16 protein-coding genes are annotated in these 15,693 nt (G+C 70.8%); 14 read left to right on the top strand and 2 right to left on the bottom strand.

The features are described from left to right. Positions 1–37 precede the first annotated feature (37 nt). The gene (locus VXC91_RS01250; protein WP_329504444.1) at positions 38–1,513 is read right to left on the bottom strand and encodes an aldehyde dehydrogenase; all 1,476 of its coding nucleotides are present in this window, start codon (positions 1,511–1,513) and stop codon (positions 38–40) included. Between VXC91_RS01250 and VXC91_RS01245 the strand changes: the two genes are divergently transcribed. From VXC91_RS01245 to VXC91_RS01215, 7 genes are all read left to right on the top strand, one after another. Further along, complete coding sequence (locus VXC91_RS01245) at positions 1,403–1,948, top strand: TetR/AcrR family transcriptional regulator (RefSeq protein WP_329504443.1); 546 nt, start codon at positions 1,403–1,405, stop codon at positions 1,946–1,948. The two genes, VXC91_RS01250 and VXC91_RS01245, sit on opposite strands and share 111 nt — an antisense overlap. Positions 1,949–2,084: 136 nt before the next feature. After that, positions 2,085–2,771: a ribulose-phosphate 3-epimerase gene (gene rpe / locus VXC91_RS01240; protein ID WP_329504442.1), complete on the top strand. Its 687-nt coding sequence runs from the start codon at positions 2,085–2,087 to the stop codon at positions 2,769–2,771. Positions 2,772–2,849: 78 nt separating this feature from the next. Beyond that, positions 2,850–3,893, top strand: a complete 1,044-nt coding sequence (locus VXC91_RS01235; protein ID WP_329504441.1) for a sugar-binding transcriptional regulator — start codon at positions 2,850–2,852, stop codon at positions 3,891–3,893. A 241-nt stretch (positions 3,894–4,134) separates the two neighbouring features. Then, a complete protein-coding gene (locus VXC91_RS01230; protein ID WP_329504440.1) occupies positions 4,135–4,488 on the top strand; it encodes a barstar family protein in 354 nt (117 codons plus the stop codon). 107 nt (positions 4,489–4,595) lie between these two features. Next, positions 4,596–6,038: a GuaB1 family IMP dehydrogenase-related protein gene (locus tag VXC91_RS01225; RefSeq protein WP_329504439.1), complete on the top strand. Its 1,443-nt coding sequence runs from the start codon at positions 4,596–4,598 to the stop codon at positions 6,036–6,038. Between the two features lie 184 nt (positions 6,039–6,222). After that, positions 6,223–6,618, top strand: a complete 396-nt coding sequence (locus VXC91_RS01220; RefSeq protein ID WP_329504438.1) for a hypothetical protein — start codon at positions 6,223–6,225, stop codon at positions 6,616–6,618. A 131-nt stretch (positions 6,619–6,749) separates the two neighbouring features. Next, on the top strand, positions 6,750–7,202 hold the full coding sequence (locus tag VXC91_RS01215) for an Lrp/AsnC family transcriptional regulator (RefSeq protein ID WP_329504515.1): 453 nt from the start codon (positions 6,750–6,752) through the stop codon (positions 7,200–7,202). A 23-nt stretch (positions 7,203–7,225) separates the two neighbouring features. On the opposite strand, the gene VXC91_RS01210 is transcribed toward VXC91_RS01215, so the two are convergent. Beyond that, positions 7,226–7,966, bottom strand: a complete 741-nt coding sequence (locus tag VXC91_RS01210) for a GntR family transcriptional regulator (protein WP_329504437.1) — start codon at positions 7,964–7,966, stop codon at positions 7,226–7,228. A gap of 203 nt (positions 7,967–8,169) precedes the next feature. Here VXC91_RS01210 and VXC91_RS01205 point away from each other — a divergent pair, with 203 nt between their 5' ends. The 7 genes from VXC91_RS01205 to VXC91_RS01175 all read left to right on the top strand — a co-directional run bounded on the left by VXC91_RS01205 (position 8,170) and on the right by VXC91_RS01175 (position 15,678). Further along, entirely contained in the window at positions 8,170–9,327 is a 1,158-nt protein-coding gene (locus tag VXC91_RS01205) for an ABC transporter substrate-binding protein (RefSeq protein ID WP_329504435.1), read from the top strand. Further along, positions 9,324–10,220 (top strand): ABC transporter permease, encoded by an 897-nt coding sequence (locus tag VXC91_RS01200; protein WP_329504433.1) that lies wholly within the window; start codon positions 9,324–9,326, stop codon positions 10,218–10,220. The genes VXC91_RS01205 and VXC91_RS01200 overlap by 4 nt, the downstream gene beginning before the upstream one ends. After that, positions 10,208–11,041 (top strand): ABC transporter permease, encoded by an 834-nt coding sequence (locus tag VXC91_RS01195; protein WP_329504431.1) that lies wholly within the window; start codon positions 10,208–10,210, stop codon positions 11,039–11,041. The genes VXC91_RS01200 and VXC91_RS01195 overlap by 13 nt, the downstream gene beginning before the upstream one ends. Before the next feature lie 14 nt (positions 11,042–11,055). Beyond that, on the top strand, positions 11,056–12,147 hold the full coding sequence (locus tag VXC91_RS01190; protein WP_329504429.1) for an ABC transporter ATP-binding protein: 1,092 nt from the start codon (positions 11,056–11,058) through the stop codon (positions 12,145–12,147). Positions 12,148–12,470: 323 nt separating this feature from the next. After that, positions 12,471–13,979, top strand: a complete 1,509-nt coding sequence (locus tag VXC91_RS01185) for an HAD-IA family hydrolase (RefSeq protein ID WP_329504427.1) — start codon at positions 12,471–12,473, stop codon at positions 13,977–13,979. A gap of 222 nt (positions 13,980–14,201) precedes the next feature. After that, positions 14,202–14,651 (top strand): roadblock/LC7 domain-containing protein, encoded by a 450-nt coding sequence (locus VXC91_RS01180; protein ID WP_329504425.1) that lies wholly within the window; start codon positions 14,202–14,204, stop codon positions 14,649–14,651. A 238-nt stretch (positions 14,652–14,889) separates the two neighbouring features. Continuing rightward, entirely contained in the window at positions 14,890–15,678 is a 789-nt protein-coding gene (locus tag VXC91_RS01175) for a carbon-nitrogen hydrolase family protein (protein WP_329504424.1), read from the top strand. The last annotated feature ends 15 nt before the right edge of the window (positions 15,679–15,693 follow it).

Raw genomic sequence — 15,693 nt, 5'->3', positions numbered from 1 at the left:
GCCCTGGACTTCCCGAGGGTAGGCGCGGCCGGCGGGCCTACCGGTTTCGGGTGATCGTCTTGTGCTCGACGTACCCGGTCAGGCCGACCGCCCCGTACTCACGGCCGACCCCACTCGCCTTGTAGCCGCCGAACGGGCCGTCGAAGCTCATCGGTGAACCGTTGAGGGTGACGGTTCCGGTGCGGAGCCGGCGGGCGACGTCGAGGGCGCGCTCGGGGTTCGCTGACCAGACGCCCCCCGACAGACCGTAGTCCGAGTCGTTGGCGATGCGTACCGCGTCGTCCTCGTCGTCGTAGGCGATGACGGCGAGAACCGGGCCGAAGATCTCCTCCTGGGCGATGCGCATGCTGGTGTCGACTTCGGCGAACAGCGTCGGAGTGACGTAGTTGCCCTTCCCCAGGCCTTCGGGGACGTGCGGACCTCCCGTCACCAGGCGGGCGCCCTCCTCGATGCCCAGCCTGATGTACTCGATCACGCGCTGCTGCTGGTCGGGGCGGATCATGGGGCCGATGAAGGTGTCCTGCTCGGACGGGTCCCCGACCTTCAGGGACTCCACCATCTCCGTCAGCGCGGCGACGATCTCGTCGTAGCGGCTGCGCGGGGCGAGGATGCGGGTCTGCAGGATGCAGGCCTCCCCGTTGTTGCCCAGGGAACCGAAACGCAGCCCCTGCACGACGGACGGGAGGTCGGCGTCCTCCAGGACGATGGCGGCGGACTTGCCGCCCAGCTCGAGGCCGACACGCTTGAGCTGCTCGCCGGCGATCGAGGCGATACGGCGGCCGGCCCGGGTCGACCCGGTGAAAGAGATCTTGTCGACGTCCGGGTGCGAGACCAGGTACTCACTGGTCTCCCGGTCGGCCGGCAGTATGCTGAGGGTTCCCTCGGGCAGCCCGGCCTCGTGGAACAGGTCCGCGAGGATCATCATGCCGAGCGAGTTCTCCGGAGAGGCCTTGAGTACCACGGTGTTGCCGGCCAGCAGGGCCGGCGTCAGTTTCGCCATGGCCGCGGAGAAGGGAGAGTTCCAGGGGATGACCGCGGCGACGACACCGATCGGCTCACGCCTGACGACGGTGTCGAAGGCCACCGATGGATCCGAGGGCTCCACCACCTCCTCCCAGCCGAACTCCTCGGCCGCCTTGAGATAGGCGTTGACCTGGCGGGTCAGGAACGGCTGGCCCGCCTTGGTGAACCAGAGCGCCGAACCGTTCTCGGCGGAGACGGCGGCGGCGATCTCGTCGGCGCGGGCCTCACGCAGCGCGTTGAGCCGCCGGATCACCTCCTGCCGCTCCTTGGGGTCGGTGTGGGGCCACGGCCCGTGGTCGAACGCCTCGCGCGCCGCGGCCACGGCGGCGTCCACGTCCGCCACGGCCGCCTGAGCCACGCGGCCGAGAACGGACCGGTCGTGCGGAGAGCGGATCTCCAGCAGGTCAGGGCTGCTGGGCGCCACCCAGGAACCACCGAACCTCGCTGTCGGCCATCCCCCACGAGGCCGGGGTCGACCGCACCACCGCACCACCGCACCACCGCGCATCGCCGCTTCGCCACGCGCGAAGCCCTCCTCGGCGCGGTCTTCCAGGCAAAGCTCGACGCCTCTGAGTGCGTCCTCGACGAGGCCCGGCTCGCGGAGGCACCTGTCGCCGTCGCACTGCACCGCTATGTGGAGAGGATCATCCCCGTCAGCCGGGACTGGCCCGTCGACACGCGCCGCATGATGCGGGAGAACCCCGACGCGAACAGCCGGCGTCAGGAGCTGAGCGCGCGGTTGGACGCCTTTCTCCGGCGTGCGGTCGATGAAGGCTTCCTGCGCCCCGGTGTCCCGCTCCACTGGGCGCGAGCAGTCCTCGATCAGCTGGTGGACAGCGTCGCCCATCAGTTCCCCGAAGTGGAGCCCCTGCAGGCGGCCGACCTGGTCGTGGACACGTTCCTCACCGGCGTCGGCGCCCCCTGACGCGGCTTCTCCCGGGCGGGCCGACGGTCCCCGGGCACCCTCGGGCCGGCAGCCGTGACCGCGTGCCCCCCGCGGCTGGGGGTCCGGCAGGCGGACCGCCCGCAACAAGCGGCGCCGAGCATGGCAGTCTTGGGTCATGGCCGTGCAGATCAACCCCAGCATCCTGTCCGCCGACTTCTCCCGCCTCGCCGAGGAGGTGAAGGCCGTGGACGGGGCCGACTGGCTCCACGTCGACGTGATGGACAACCACTTCGTCCCGAATCTCACGCTCGGCACGCCGGTCGTAGAGGCCCTGGCCCGGACGACGGACACACCGCTGGACTGCCACCTGATGATCGAGGATGCCGATCGCTGGGCGCCTCAGTACGTCGAAGCGGGTGCCGGATCGGTCACCTTCCACGTCGAGGCGGCAGCCGCTCCCGTGCGGCTCGCCCGCGAGATCCGGGCCAAGGGTGCCCGGGCCTCCATGGCCCTCAAGCCCGCGACCCCCATCGAGCCGTACGAGGACCTGCTGCCCGAGCTGGACATGCTGTTGATCATGACGGTCGAGCCCGGCTTCGGTGGTCAGGCGTTCCTGGACATCATGCTGCCGAAGATCCGCCGCACCCGAGAGCTCATCAGCAAGCACGGCCTCGAGCTCTGGCTGCAGGTGGACGGCGGTGTCTCGGCCTCCACCATCGAACAGTGCGCGGAGGCCGGAGCGGACGTCTTCGTGGCCGGTTCGGCCGTGTACGGGGCGTCCGATCCGGCCGCCGCAGTACGTGCATTGCGCACCCAGGCAGAGCGGGCGATCGCCCAAGCGTCATGGGCGTGCGACGACTGAACCAACGGAACCTGAACGCCGACCGTCCCGGCTGATCAAGTACACCGGATCTGCAAGGATGAACGGCGAACGCAGAGTGTGAACGGCAGTGAGGAGATGGCCGTGTCGGGTATGTCGGCGGGCCGGTCAGCCATGCGGATGGGACCCGCTGAGCTGGTGCAGGCGGCGGCTATGGCCCGTCGCTTCTATCTCGAGGGCAAGTCCAAGATCCAGATCGCGGAGGAGTTCGGCGTCAGCCGCTTCAAGGTGGCCCGGGTTCTCGAGACCGCCCTCGAACGGGATCTCGTGCGGATCGAGATCCGTGTTCCCGCCGAGCTGGACGCCGAGCGCTCCGACGCGCTGCGCGCCCGGTACGGCCTCAGACACGCCGTCGTGGTCGAGTCCCCGGCCGAGGCCGAGGAGTCGCCCGACCCCGAGAACCTCGGTGAGGTGGCAGCCGACCTGCTCGGCGAACTGGTGACCGAGGGCGATGTGCTGGGTCTGGCCTGGGGCCGCTCGACCATCCACATGGCGGCCGCCCTGGACCGGCTGCCGCCGTGCACGGTGGTGCAGCTGACGGGCGTGTACGACGCCGGGACCGCCGAGCGCGGTTCGGTGGAGGCCGTCCGCCGCGCCGCCCAGGTCGCGGGCGGCGACGCCCACCCCATCTACGCGCCGATGCTGCTGCCGGACGCCGCGACCGCGGCCGCGCTGCGCAACCAGACGGGGATCGCCCGGGCCTTCGAGTACTTCGACAAGGTCACGGTCGCCTGTGTCTCCATCGGCTCCTGGGAGCCGGGCATCTCGACGGTGCACGACATGCTGAGCGACGAGGAGCGCGCACACTATGCGTCCCTCGGTGTCGCCGCCGAGATGTCCGCCCACCTCTTCGATGCCGAGGGACGCCGGGTCGGACGGGACCTGGGGGAACGGTGCATCACCGTCAAGGCGGACCAGTTGCGTCGTATCCCCGAGGTCGTCGCGATCGCCGGTGGGCAGCGGAAGGCGGCCGCGATCGACGCGGTGCTCCGGTCCGGACTGGTCACGAGCCTGGTGACGGACACGTCGGCGGCGGACTACCTCATGGCCGCGGGTCCGACCCCGAAGCCGGCCCTGAACCGGGCGGACCCGGACGGGCCCTGACGACCGGACGCGCGGTGGCGACCGTGGCGGAGGGGAGTGGGACGAAGGGGCGCGCCGGCGGTGCGAGACCATGGGCGCGCGGCGGCCGGACGGGCTGAGCGCGGGCGGACTCGCCACGCCGGCTGAGGCGTCCCGGAGGCGCGCGACTGGCATGCCCCTGCCATGTCGCGAGCGCGCCCCTCGTGTGCCCGCCGGGCTGCTCCACCGACGATCACCACAACTCGATCAGGGCGGTACCGATATGACCGACGACCTTGCGGACCGGCTCGTGGTCACGCTGGATCTGGACGGGGTGGACGACAAGGCCGCGTTCATGGAGCGGATCGCGTACGCCCTCGGCCTGCCGGAGTGGTTCGGCCGGAACTGGGACGCGCTCGCCGACTCGCTCAACGACCGCACCGTCTGGCCGTCCGCCGCCGTCGAAAGGGGCCTGCTCCTCGTCGTACGGGGTTGGCAGCGGTACGCGACGGTGCGGCCCGAGGAGTGGGGCGTCGCCCGGGAGGTGTTCTCCGAGGCGGTGGAGCGGACACCGGGGCTGTCCGTCGCCCTCGCCCTTGGAGGATCCCACGAAAACCCGGTTGACCTGCCTGGATGATCTGTGCAACGAAGGCATACCCATTGACATGGGACAATGAAGTACGTGCTCTTCCCCCTGGCTGACCTGTCAGGGGGCCGACTCTGATCGACCGGGATGTGCAGCACGTGCGTTTCCTCAATGACATCGAGCCTTCGTACGACCTGACGTACGACGACGTCTTCATGGTGCCGAGCCGGTCCGCGGTCGGCTCCCGTCAGGGCGTGGACCTCGCCTCCCCGGACGGTACGGGTACCACCATCCCGCTGGTCGTCGCCAACATGACGGCGATCGCCGGACGCCGCATGGCGGAGACGGTGGCCCGTCGCGGTGGTCTGGTCGTCATTCCGCAGGACATCCCGATCGACGTGGTCACCGAGGTCATCTCCTGGGTCAAGAGCCGGCATCTGGTGCTGGACACCCCGATCGTGCTGGCCCCGCACCAGACCGTCGCCGACGCCCTCGCGCTCCTGCCGAAGCGCGCGCACAACGCCGGTGTGGTCGTGGACGAGGAGCACCGGCCGATCGGCGTGGTCACGGACGCGGACCTCTCGGGCGTGGACCGCTTCACCCAGCTCGAAGTGGTCATGTCCAAGGACCTGCTGCTCCTGGACGCCGGCATCGATCCGCGTGAGGCCTTCAACACCCTCGACGCCGCAAACCGCCGCTATGCGCCCGCCGTCGACAAGGACGGCAGGCTCGCCGGGATCCTCACCCGCAAGGGCGCCCTGCGCGCCACGCTCTACACGCCGGCCACCGACGCGGGCGGCAGGTTGCGCATCGCCGCCGCCGTCGGCATCAACGGCAACGTCGCGGGCAAGGCCAAGCAGCTGCTCGACGCGGGGGTCGACACGCTCGTCATCGACACCGCGCACGGTCACCAGGAATCGATGATCAGCGCCATCAGGACCGTTCGGGCGGTGGACCCGCAGGTACCCATCGTGGCGGGCAATGTCGTCGCCGCCGAGGGCGTGCGTGACCTGATCGAGGCGGGCGCGGACATCGTCAAGGTCGGCGTCGGCCCCGGCGCCATGTGCACCACGCGCATGATGACCGGCGTCGGCCGGCCGCAGTTCTCCGCTGTCCTGGAGTGCGCGGCCGAGGCGAAGAAGTACGGCAAACACGTGTGGGCCGACGGTGGCGTCCGCCATCCCCGCGACGTCGCGATGGCGCTGGCCGCGGGCGCGTCCAACGTGATGATCGGCTCCTGGTTCGCGGGCACCTACGAGTCCCCGGGTGACCTGCAGCAGGACGCGAACGGCCGCCTCTACAAGGAGTCCTTCGGCATGGCGTCGGCCCGCGCGGTGCGCAAGCGCACGTCGGACGAGTCGGCGTACGACCGTGCCCGAAAGGCCTTGTTCGAGGAGGGCATCTCGACCTCCCGCATGTTCCTGGATCCGGCGCGCCCGGGCGTCGAGGACCTGATCGACTCGATCATCGCGGGCGTCCGCTCGTCCTGCACCTACGCGGGCGCAGGCTCCCTCGAGGAGTTCGCCGAGCGCGCCGTCGTGGGCATCCAGAGCGCGGCGGGCTATGCGGAGGGCGAGCCGCTGCACGCCAGCTGGAACTGAGACGGCTCCCTTTCGTTCGGCTTCGTCCGGCCCCCGTTGTCCCGTCGCCGGGAGAGCGGGGGCCGATCCCGTGTCCCTGCGGAAACCAGGACGCGTGCGGCCCGGCTCCCCGCCCTGGCTTCCCCGTCGAGAGCTTCCGTCAGGTCGCCTTGACGTCAAGCTGCCTTGACGCGATTCTGGGAGCATGACCACACCCCAGAGCATCGAGTCTCAGTACACGCTGGTGACCGCCGTGGCCCGGTTGGAGGATCTGCGCATCCGCGAGTCGCTCGCCGGGGCCGGGAGCGACGCCGGGGCGCCGGACCGGGGCGAGCTGCTGGAGCTGCTGGCGCTGAGCGAGGTCGTGGCCCGCAAGGCGGCGTACGGGCGTCAGCTCACCGTGCGTGCCGCACGCGAGGCAGGGGCGTCCTGGGCGCAGATCGGCGCCGCGCTCGGTACCAGCAAGCAGGCGGCCTGGGAGGCCCACACCCGCTGGATCGACGCTCAGGCGGCGGCCCACGGCAGCCCCGGGCAGACGGGCTTCGACGCGGCGGACGAGGCCGAGGCGCGGGCGATCGCCGGGGAGCCGGAAGAGAGCTGAGCGGGGTGGTCATCGGGTGCTGGATGGCCGTCGGGCTCGTGTTCTACTTCCTGTATGGCCACCGCCGCTCACGGCCGGCCGCCGTGGAGCCGCGCCGACCGCACTCACCGCAGAGAAGTGAACCACTCGCCTTGCTGAACGACCTCGACGAACGCATCGTCCACGCCCTGGCCGAGGACGCCCGCCGCTCCTACGCGGACATCGGCCAGCTCGTCGGCCTGTCCGCGCCCGCCGTCAAGCGGCGGGTGGACAGGCTGCGCGCGACCGGCGCCATCACCGGATTCACCGTCCGGGTGGACCCGGGGGCGCTCGGCTGGGAGACCGAGGGGTTCGTCGAGCTCTACTGCCGGCGCAACACCTCGCCGGAGACCATCCAGCGGGGCCTGGAGCGCTACCAGGAGGTCGTGGCCGCCTCCACCGTCACCGGTGAGGCGGACGCGATCGCCCAGGTCTTCGCCTCCGACATGCGCCACTTCGAGCGCGTGCTGGAGCGGATCGCCGGGGAGCCGTTCGTGGAGCGCACCAAATCGGTGCTCGTCCTCTCACCTCTGCTGCGCCGGTTCTCGTCGGGTTCGCCGACCTGACCCCTCCAGCCGGCCACGGCCGGTCACTCGGCCGTCTTCCGGGCCAGCGCGTTGTTTCCGATGGAGTTGTGCACGCTGAAGCTCACGGCGTCCGAGCGGTAGCGGTCGTCCGACCACTCCACCGGGCGCCCCTCGCGCGTGGTCGTGACGCGGCGGACCCGCAGCAGCGGGCTGGTGCGGCGGATGCCGAGCAGCTCGGCGTCCTGGGCCCCCGCCGCCACGGCGTCGATGATGTGCTCGCCGTACGCGAAGACCAGGCCCCTGTCCTCGAAGAGCCGCTGGGTGACGGAGGGGCAGTCGGGCTCGATGGACTCGACCGCCGGGGAGATCCAGTCGGCGTACACGGTCCGCTCCAGCAGGACGGGCTCGCCGTCCAGGCCGCGCACGCGCAGGACGTGCAACACCGGGGTCCGCTCGGGCAGATGGAGGCGCACCGCGTCCTCCTTGGTCGCCGGACGGTACGCCTGTGCCACCACGCGCCCGGTCGCCTCCCGGCCCATGGCCCGCGCCCACTGCGCGAAGCTGCGCAACTCCGCGAAGCTCTGGCTGCGCCGGCTGGCCAGGACCACCCGGCGGGCGCCCTGCCGCGACCCGATGAGCCCCTCGGCGGTGAGGGCCGCGACGGCTTGGCGGACCGTGCCGCGCGAGACGCCGTAGTGGGCCGCGAGGTCCGTCTCCGTGGGCAGCAGACTGCCGACGGTGTAGTCCTCGCGGTCGATCGCGCGCCGCAGTTCGTCGGCGATCTCCTCATGTCGGGCCGTCATGCTTCCCCTCTGGGTCGACTGCTGTGTACAGCCCGAACAGCCTAATCGAGACCTGAGCGTGATCTAGTCCGGTCGTGAATGTGCAGGCAACAAAGGTGCAGGGTTTTGTCGTTGTTCATGACCAGGACATCGACGCCGGGCGTACTGGGGCCAACTTGTTCAGACAAGTGCTCTGTACTCCTCGTGCCTCCTTTGGAGAAGCCGTGACCGTGTCCCTGCCGAGAACCACCGTCCTCAGCGGCGGCCTCGCCGTTGTTGCCGCGCTCGCCCTGAGCGCCTGCGGCGCCGCTCCCGACAACGCGTCGACCACCAGCGACGGCAAGAGCGCCGCGACCGCCACCTCCGCCGCCGACGTGGGAGGCATGGACGCCCTGGTCGCGGCGGCCAAGAAGGAGGGCACGCTGCACGCCATCGCGCTGCCCCGCGACTGGGCCAACTACGGCGCCCTCATCGACGGCTTCCAGAAGAAGTACGGCATCAAGATCGAGGTCGAGAACCCCGACGGCAGCAGCCAGGACGAGATCAACGCCGTCACCACGCGCAAGGGCCAGGACCGCGCCCCCGACGTCCTCGACCTGGGCAGCTCCTTCGCCCTGAGCGCCGCCCAGCAGGGGCTGCTCGCGCCCTACAAGGTGGCCTCCTTCGCGGACCTACCGGCGGCGCAGAAGGACCCGCAAGCCCGCTGGTACAACGACTACGGCGGCTACGTCTCCATCGGCTGCGACGCCAAGCGGGTCAAGACCTGCCCCACCACCTTCGCGGACCTGCTCAAGCCGCAGTACAAGGGCCAGGTCGCGCTCAACGGCAACCCCACCAAGTCCGGTTCGGCCTTCGGCGGCGTCTACGCGGCAGCGCTCGCGAACGGCGGCTCCTTCGACGACGTACAGCCCGGCCTCGACTTTTTCGCCAAGCTGAAGAAGAACGGCAACTACACGCCCGTCGAGTCGACCCCGGCCACCGTCGAGAAGGGCGAGACCCCGATCAGCATCGACTGGGACTACCTGAACGCCGGGTACGCCGACGAGTTCAAGTCCAAGGGCCTGGACTGGAAGGTGGCCGTTCCGAGCGACGGCGAGTACGCCCAGTACTACTCGCAGGCCATCAACAAGGACGCCCCGCACCCCGCGGCCGCCCGCCTGTGGCAGGAGTATCTCTACAGCACCGAGGGCCAGAACCTCTGGCTCAAGGGTTACGCCCGCCCGGCCCTGATGACCGCCATGGACAAGGCCGGCACGCTGGACAAGGCCGCCGCGGCCAAGCTGCCCGCGGTCACGGGCACGCCTTCCTTCCCGTCCGAGGCCCAGCAGAACAAGGCCAAGACGGTCATCGCGCAGGGCTGGGGAAGGGCCGTCTCCGGATGACCACCGCCCTCCCGCGCGTGGACGTGGCGCCCGCCGCTTCGGCGAAGCGGCGGCGCCGCGCCCCCGGCTGGCTCGCGGTCGTGCCGCTGCTGGCCTTCACCGCGATCGCCTTCGGGCTGCCCGCCCTGGCCATGCTGAACGGCGCCTTCACCGTCAAGGACCAGGCGACGGGCGCCGCTTCGTACAGCGGCGCGAATCTGAGCACCTCCCTGCAGGGTGCGTATCTGACCGCGCTGCTCGGCAGTGTGAAGCTGTCCGCCGTGTCCGCCGCCATCGCCACGGTGGGCGGGCTGCTGCTCGCCCAGGCAGTGGTGACCTCGCGCTTCCGCGTCCTGCGCGAGGCGGTGCTGACGGCGTCGGGCGTGCTCGCCAACTTCGGTGGAGTACCGCTCGCCTTCGCCTTCGTCGCCACCCTCGGCAACTCCGGCGTCCTCACCGGGCGCCTGAGTCTGAAGGACGCGGGCTGGGACCTGTACAGCTTCTGGGGCCTGACCCTGGTCTACCTGTACTTCCTCGTCCCGCTGATGGTCCTCACCATCACCCCGGCCCTGGAAGGGCTGCGCTCGCAGTGGCGTGAGGCCGCGCAGAACAACGGCGCCACCCACGTCCAGTACTGGCGTCACGTCGCTCTGCCGGTGCTCACGCCGTCCTTGCTCGGCGGCTTCGTACTGCTCTTCGGCAGCGCGTTCGCCGCGTACGCCACCGCGGCCGCGATGGTCGGCAGCACCGTCCCGCTGATCACCCTGCAGATCGCCGACGCCCTCTCCGGAAACGTCCTCGTCGGACAGGAGAACGTGGCACTGGCCCTCAGCCTCGACATGGTCGTGGTCGCGGGTCTGGTGATGGCCGTGTACCTGCCCCTGCAACGACGGAGCTCGCGATGGCTCGCCTGACCTCCTCCCGCATGCGCGTCCGGCCCGGGCGAGCTGTCGTCCTGGCCGCGGCCGCGGTGTACTTCCTCGTACCGCTCGCCGCGTCCGTGGTCTTCTCGGTCGATTCGGGTGGCCATGTGACGTTCGAGGCCTACAGCCAGATCGTCGGCGCCGACGGGTTCACCGCCAGCCTGCTGCTCTCCCTGGAACTGGCGGCGACCACCATCGCCCTCGTCCTGCTGCTGATGGTCCCTGCCATGGTCGCGCTGCGGCTCGGCGCGCCGAAGCTGCGGTCCGTCGTCGCGGTCGTCTGCTCGCTGCCGCTCGTCGTCCCGCCGATCGCGTTCGTCGCCGGGATCAGCACGGTCCTGAAGTGGGGGCCCGAGTACCTCTCGCGCACCCCGCTCTTCCAGACGATCGTGGCGATCCAGAACGAGAACTACCCGTTCGTGCTCGTCCTCGCCTACGTCGTGATGGCGTTGCCGTTCGTGTATCAGGCCTTGGACGCCGGACTGCGGGCCATCGATGTGCGCACCCTCGTCGAGGCCGCCCGCAGCTGCGGCGCGAGCTGGCCGCAGGCGCTGGTGCGAGCCGTGCTGCCGAACCTGCGTGGGGCCCTGCTGAACGCCTCGTTCCTCACCCTCGCGCTGGTGCTCGGTGAGTTCACCGTCGCCCACCTGCTGGGCTACGAGCCCTTTGCCGTGTGGATCGTGGACATCTCCGGCGCCCAGGCCCAGATGTCCGTCGCCGTCTCCGTGCTCAGCCTGCTCGTGACCTGGGTGCTGCTGCTCGCCCTGGCCGCCGTCGGCGGGCGCCGCGCCCCCTCCCGTACCGCCGCTTAAGGGATGACACTGCCATGACCCTCACCGCCCCAGAGAACGAGAAGACAGCCAAGGCCGGCGCCGCCACCGTCGAGTTCTGCGGTCTGCGCCGCCAGTTCGGGAACTCCGTCGCGCTCGACGGGCTCGATCTGACGGTCCGGCCGGGTGAACTCCTCGCCCTGCTCGGCCCGTCCGGTTGTGGCAAGACCACAGCGCTGCGCATGCTCGCCGGCTTCGAGCACCCCGATTCCGGTGAGGTGCTGGTCGACGGTGAGGACGTCACCGGCGTGCCGGCCCACCGGCGCGACGCCGGTATGGTCTTCCAGTCGTACAGCCTCTTCCCACACCTCAGCGCCCTCGACAACGTCGCGTTCGGGCTGCGCATGCGCAAGGTCGGTACGGCGCAGCGGCGTGCCAGGGCCGCGGAACTGCTGGACCTGGTGGGCCTGGCCGACAAGGGCGAGCGCTTCCCGCACCAGCTCTCCGGCGGACAGCAGCAGCGGATCGCGCTGGCCCGCGCGCTCGCCCTGCGCCCCCGGGTGCTGCTGCTCGACGAGCCGCTGTCGGCGCTGGACGCCAAGGTGCGCACCACCCTGCGCGAGGAGATCCGTCGACTGCAGCAGGAACTCGGCATCACCACCCTGTTCGTGACGCATGATCAGGAGGAGGCGCTGTCGATGGCCGACCGGGTCGCCGTGATGCGGGCCGGCCGGGTCGAACAGTGCTCCACGCCCACGGAGCTCTACTCCCGTCCGGTCACCGCCTTCGTCGCCGAGTTCGTCGGGACGGTGAGCCGGATCCCGGGCCGGATGGCGGCAGCGGACGCGGCCGAGGCACTGGGAAGCCGGGTGCCGGTGACGGGCGGGGCCGCTCCCGCGGGCGCGGGCGTGGATGTGCTGGTCCGTCCGGAGGCGGTGGAGATCGCACCGGATCCGCAGGGCGACGGCCAGGTGATGTCGGGTGCCTTCCTCGGGGCGACCACCCGGATCACGGTGCGACTGCCGGAGGGGTACGACATCAAGGCCGATGTGCCCACGCGGCGGGCTGCCGACTTCCCCGTCGGTGCGCGGGTGGTGGTCACGCTGCCCGCGCTGCCGGTGGTGGTGGCGGAGCGCGCCGACCGCTGAGGGTCGTCCCGGCCGACTGCGGCCGGGACAGCCCTCGGTCACCGCCCGGGTGCCAGGTCCGCGGCCCGGCACCCGAATCCGGGTCGTCACAGGTGCACCGGTGGGTGATGCTCCGATTTCCTGACGTCTTGTCCCTGAACACATCGTCCTTCCGCTCGTAGGCCTGGCGGCCGAATGCGGGATCGGGAACGAGAGGGCATGTATGACCCCCGATTCGGTGTGGTCGTTTGCCTGTCGACTCCACACGTGCCGAACGGTGGGGTGATAGCCGATCCAAGACCAAGCCCGTGTTCTCCCGGCTTGGTGAGAAGAAAGAGAATGTCTTGCTGAAGAGCCCTGTCGGCCACGTCTCCGGCGCCCCGCTGCAGGCGGTCCTGTTCGATATGGACGGCACGCTCGTCGACACCGAGCTGCAGTGGTGGGAGGCGGTGGAGCACGTCGCCGCACGGCCTCTCACCGAGGCGGACCAGCCCGAGGTGCTCGGCCGTCCGGTGGAGCACACCGCCGCGTGGCTGGCCACGACCTCGGGCGCGTCCGCCGCGGACCTCGCCGAGCGGCTGCACCGGGAGTTCGTCGACCGCGTTCGCATCGGCATCGTCCCGCGCCCCGGCGCACTGGACCTGCTGGACGCCCTTGCTCGCGACGGCGTACCCACCGCGCTGGTCACCGCCTCCCCGCGGACCGTCGCCGACACGGTGCTCAAGGCGCTCGGTGCCGGGCGCTTCGCGGTCTCCGTCACCGCCGACGACACCGACCGCAGCAAGCCGGACCCCGCCCCCTATCTCGCGGCCTGTCGCGCCCTCGGCGTCGACCCGGCGGCCTGTGTGGCGGTCGAGGACACCCAGACCGGTGTGCGTTCGGCCGAGGCGGCCGGGTGCGCGGTGCTCGCGGTGCCCTCGCTCGCGCCTATCGACGCGGCGCCCGGCCGCACGGTGCGCGCGAGCCTCGCCGGGGTCACTCCGGAGGACCTGCGCGCCATTGCCGCCGGGGACACGGCCGATCGAACGACCGGGTACGAACTCCGCGTCATGAGCTGGAATCTCTGGCTCGGCGGCACCCGGGTCGACGATCACCGGGCCAAGCAGCTCAAGGCGATCATGGAGAGCGGCGCGGACATCGTCGGCCTTCAGGAGACCGGCGGCACCGCAGCTCAGGAGCTCGCCGACGCCCTCGGCTGGTACCACCACCGGGCCGGCGAGAACCTCGGCATCATCAGCCGCCATCCCCTCACCCGCCACCTCGGCGACCCGGACGTCGGCTTCTACGGTGCTGCGGGCGCCCGGATCCGGATCGCCCCCGGTCGGGAGGTCGACATCTGGACGGCTCACCTGGACCACACGCCGTACGGCCCCTACGAATCCGTTTTCGACGGGCTCCCGGCGGACGTGCTCATCGCCCATGAGGAAGTGCGACTCGCGCAGATGCGGGACACCCTGCGGCGGATCGAGGAGACAGCCGACGACGGGGTGCCGGTCGTGCTCGTAGGGGACTTCAACTGCCCCTCCCACCTGGACCGGCCGGATGTCGCGTGGCCGGTGACGAGGGCGGCCGAGGAGGCGGGCCTGCGCGACTCCTACCGCGAGGCGCATCCGGACCCTGCGGGCGACCCGGGCCACACGTGGTCGCCGATCCACCCGGTGCACGAGGACGGCAGCGGGCGCCGCGAACCGCAGGACCGGATCGACTACGTACTGCACCGGGGTCTCGAGGTGCTCGACTCCCTGACATACGTCAGCGGCAGCCCGCGCCCCTGGCCCGACGTCTTCGGCAACGAGTGGCCGTCCGACCACGCTGCGGTGATCACGACGTTCGCCGTGCCCCCCACCGGCTGACCCCGCCGTACCGGTCGGCCGGGGCCGGTGTTACCCGGGGCAACCATTGCGATCGCGGTGCGTCATCCCATAGGTTGTGCGGGCTCGCTACCGGCGGGTAACACCTGTGGGTGAGCGATTCCCGCCCCAGCCTCCGGTCGTCCCCACGAGCAGCATGCCCACAGAGCGAACCGACACCCCCCACGGAGCGAACCCACACCGAGGAAGGGACGGACGCCGACGATGCGCCGTGACCAGAGCACCGAGCACACCGACGAGGCCGGCCGGCCGCCGGGCACGGACCTCGGCTGGCTGCTCGACGACCTTGTGGCGAGAACCGACCATGTGCGCCAGGCCGTGCTCCTCACCGCGGACGGCATCCCGCTGAGCTGCTCGGAGGGCATGCGCAGGCGGGACATCGAGCACCTGGCCGCCGTGTGCTCGGGCTTCCACAGCCTCGCCCGCTCGGTGGGGGAGCGGTTCGAGGCGGGCGAGGTGCGGCAGACCATGGTGATGCTCGACGGCGCCTACCTTTTCGTCACCCCGGCCGGTGACGGAAGCCGGCTCGCCGTGCTGAGCGAGGTGCAGACCGACGTCGGGCAGCTGGCTCACGAGATGGCGCTGCTCGTCCGCCGTGTCGGCCGCCACATGGACGCGGCCGTCCGCCTGGCCGCCGGCCCCGGGGCCTCCTGATCCGCCACCGCTCCACGATCTCCTGCAGCAGCTGCGGAACTGTAGACGCATCGCTGTGACCTGCACCTCAGCGTGTCAGAGGCATGCAGGAGGGTGCGCAACAAATCGCCGCCGGACCCCTTGGGGACGCAATGATCCGCTCACCGGCGCGCAACGGCTCCTTCTTGTCCGGCCGAGGGCGCCGACCGTACCGTCTAAGCGACCCCCCAACACTCTTCGGTACCGGTGGAGACCACGCATGCGCACCGCCCTGCTCCAGAGCTCCGGACACCCCGGCTCGGTCGCCGAGAATCTCAAGGTTCTCGACGAGGCCGCGGGCCGTGCCGCCGCCGCGGGCGCGGGGCTGCTGATCGTGCCGGAGATGTTCCTCACCGGGTACGCGATCGGTGGTGACATCGCCCGGCTCGCCGAGCCCGCGGACGGGGATTCCGCGGACGCCGTCGCCGAGATCACCTCCAGGCACGGCCTGGCGATCGCCTATGGCTACCCCGAGCGCGACGGCGAGACCGTCTTCAACTCCGCCCAGCTGGTCTCCGCCGAGGGCGGCCGTCTCGCCAACTACCGCAAGACCCACCTCTTCGGCGGCTTCGAGCGCGACCACTTCACCCCGGGCAAGAAGCCCGTCGTCCAGGTCGAGCTGAACGGCCTCCGGGTCGGCCTGTTGATCTGCTACGACGTCGAGTTTCCGGAGAACGTCCGCGCCCACGCCGTGGCCGGCACCGACCTCCTCGTGGTTCCGACGGCCATGATGCACCCCTTCCAGTTCGTCGCCGAGTCCCTCGTCCCGGTGCGGGCCTTCGAGAGCCAGATGTACGTCGCGTACGTCAACCGGGTCGGCCAGGAAGGCGAGTTCGAGTTCGTCGGGCTCTCCACCCTCGCCGGGCCCGACGGGATCGCCCGGGCCCGCGCGGGCCGCGTCGAGGAACTGGTCCTCGCCGACGTCGACCCCGCCCACCTGGCCGCCTCCCGCGAGGCGAACCCGTACCTCAAGGACCGGCGGCCCGGCCTCTACGGGTCCCTCGTCTGACCCTCAGCCTTCCCC

Source organism: Streptomyces chiangmaiensis (assembly GCF_036281785.1).
GTDB classification, from domain to species: Bacteria; Actinomycetota; Actinomycetes; order Streptomycetales; family Streptomycetaceae; genus Streptomyces; species Streptomyces chiangmaiensis.
The sequence above is the reverse complement of the archived record's forward strand: the minus strand, read 5'-3'. Positions and strand labels throughout refer to the sequence as shown.

Bases quoted from the DNA above. Each gene is read 5' to 3' on its own strand.
- VXC91_RS01180 (WP_329504425.1), top strand. From the start codon at position 14,202: ATGCGCCGTGACCAGAGCACCGAGCACACCGACGAGGCCGGCCGGCCG.
- VXC91_RS01190 (WP_329504429.1), top strand. From the start codon at position 11,056: ATGACCCTCACCGCCCCAGAGAACGAGAAGACAGCCAAGGCCGGCGCC.
- VXC91_RS01200 (WP_329504433.1), top strand. From the start codon at position 9,324: ATGACCACCGCCCTCCCGCGCGTGGACGTGGCGCCCGCCGCTTCGGCG.
- VXC91_RS01210 (WP_329504437.1), bottom strand. From the start codon at position 7,966: ATGACGGCCCGACATGAGGAGATCGCCGACGAACTGCGGCGCGCGATC.
- rpe (WP_329504442.1), top strand. From the start codon at position 2,085: ATGGCCGTGCAGATCAACCCCAGCATCCTGTCCGCCGACTTCTCCCGC.
- VXC91_RS01220 (WP_329504438.1), top strand. From the start codon at position 6,223: ATGACCACACCCCAGAGCATCGAGTCTCAGTACACGCTGGTGACCGCC.
- VXC91_RS01195 (WP_329504431.1), top strand. From the start codon at position 10,208: ATGGCTCGCCTGACCTCCTCCCGCATGCGCGTCCGGCCCGGGCGAGCT.
- VXC91_RS01175 (WP_329504424.1), top strand. From the start codon at position 14,890: ATGCGCACCGCCCTGCTCCAGAGCTCCGGACACCCCGGCTCGGTCGCC.
- VXC91_RS01230 (WP_329504440.1), top strand. From the start codon at position 4,135: ATGACCGACGACCTTGCGGACCGGCTCGTGGTCACGCTGGATCTGGAC.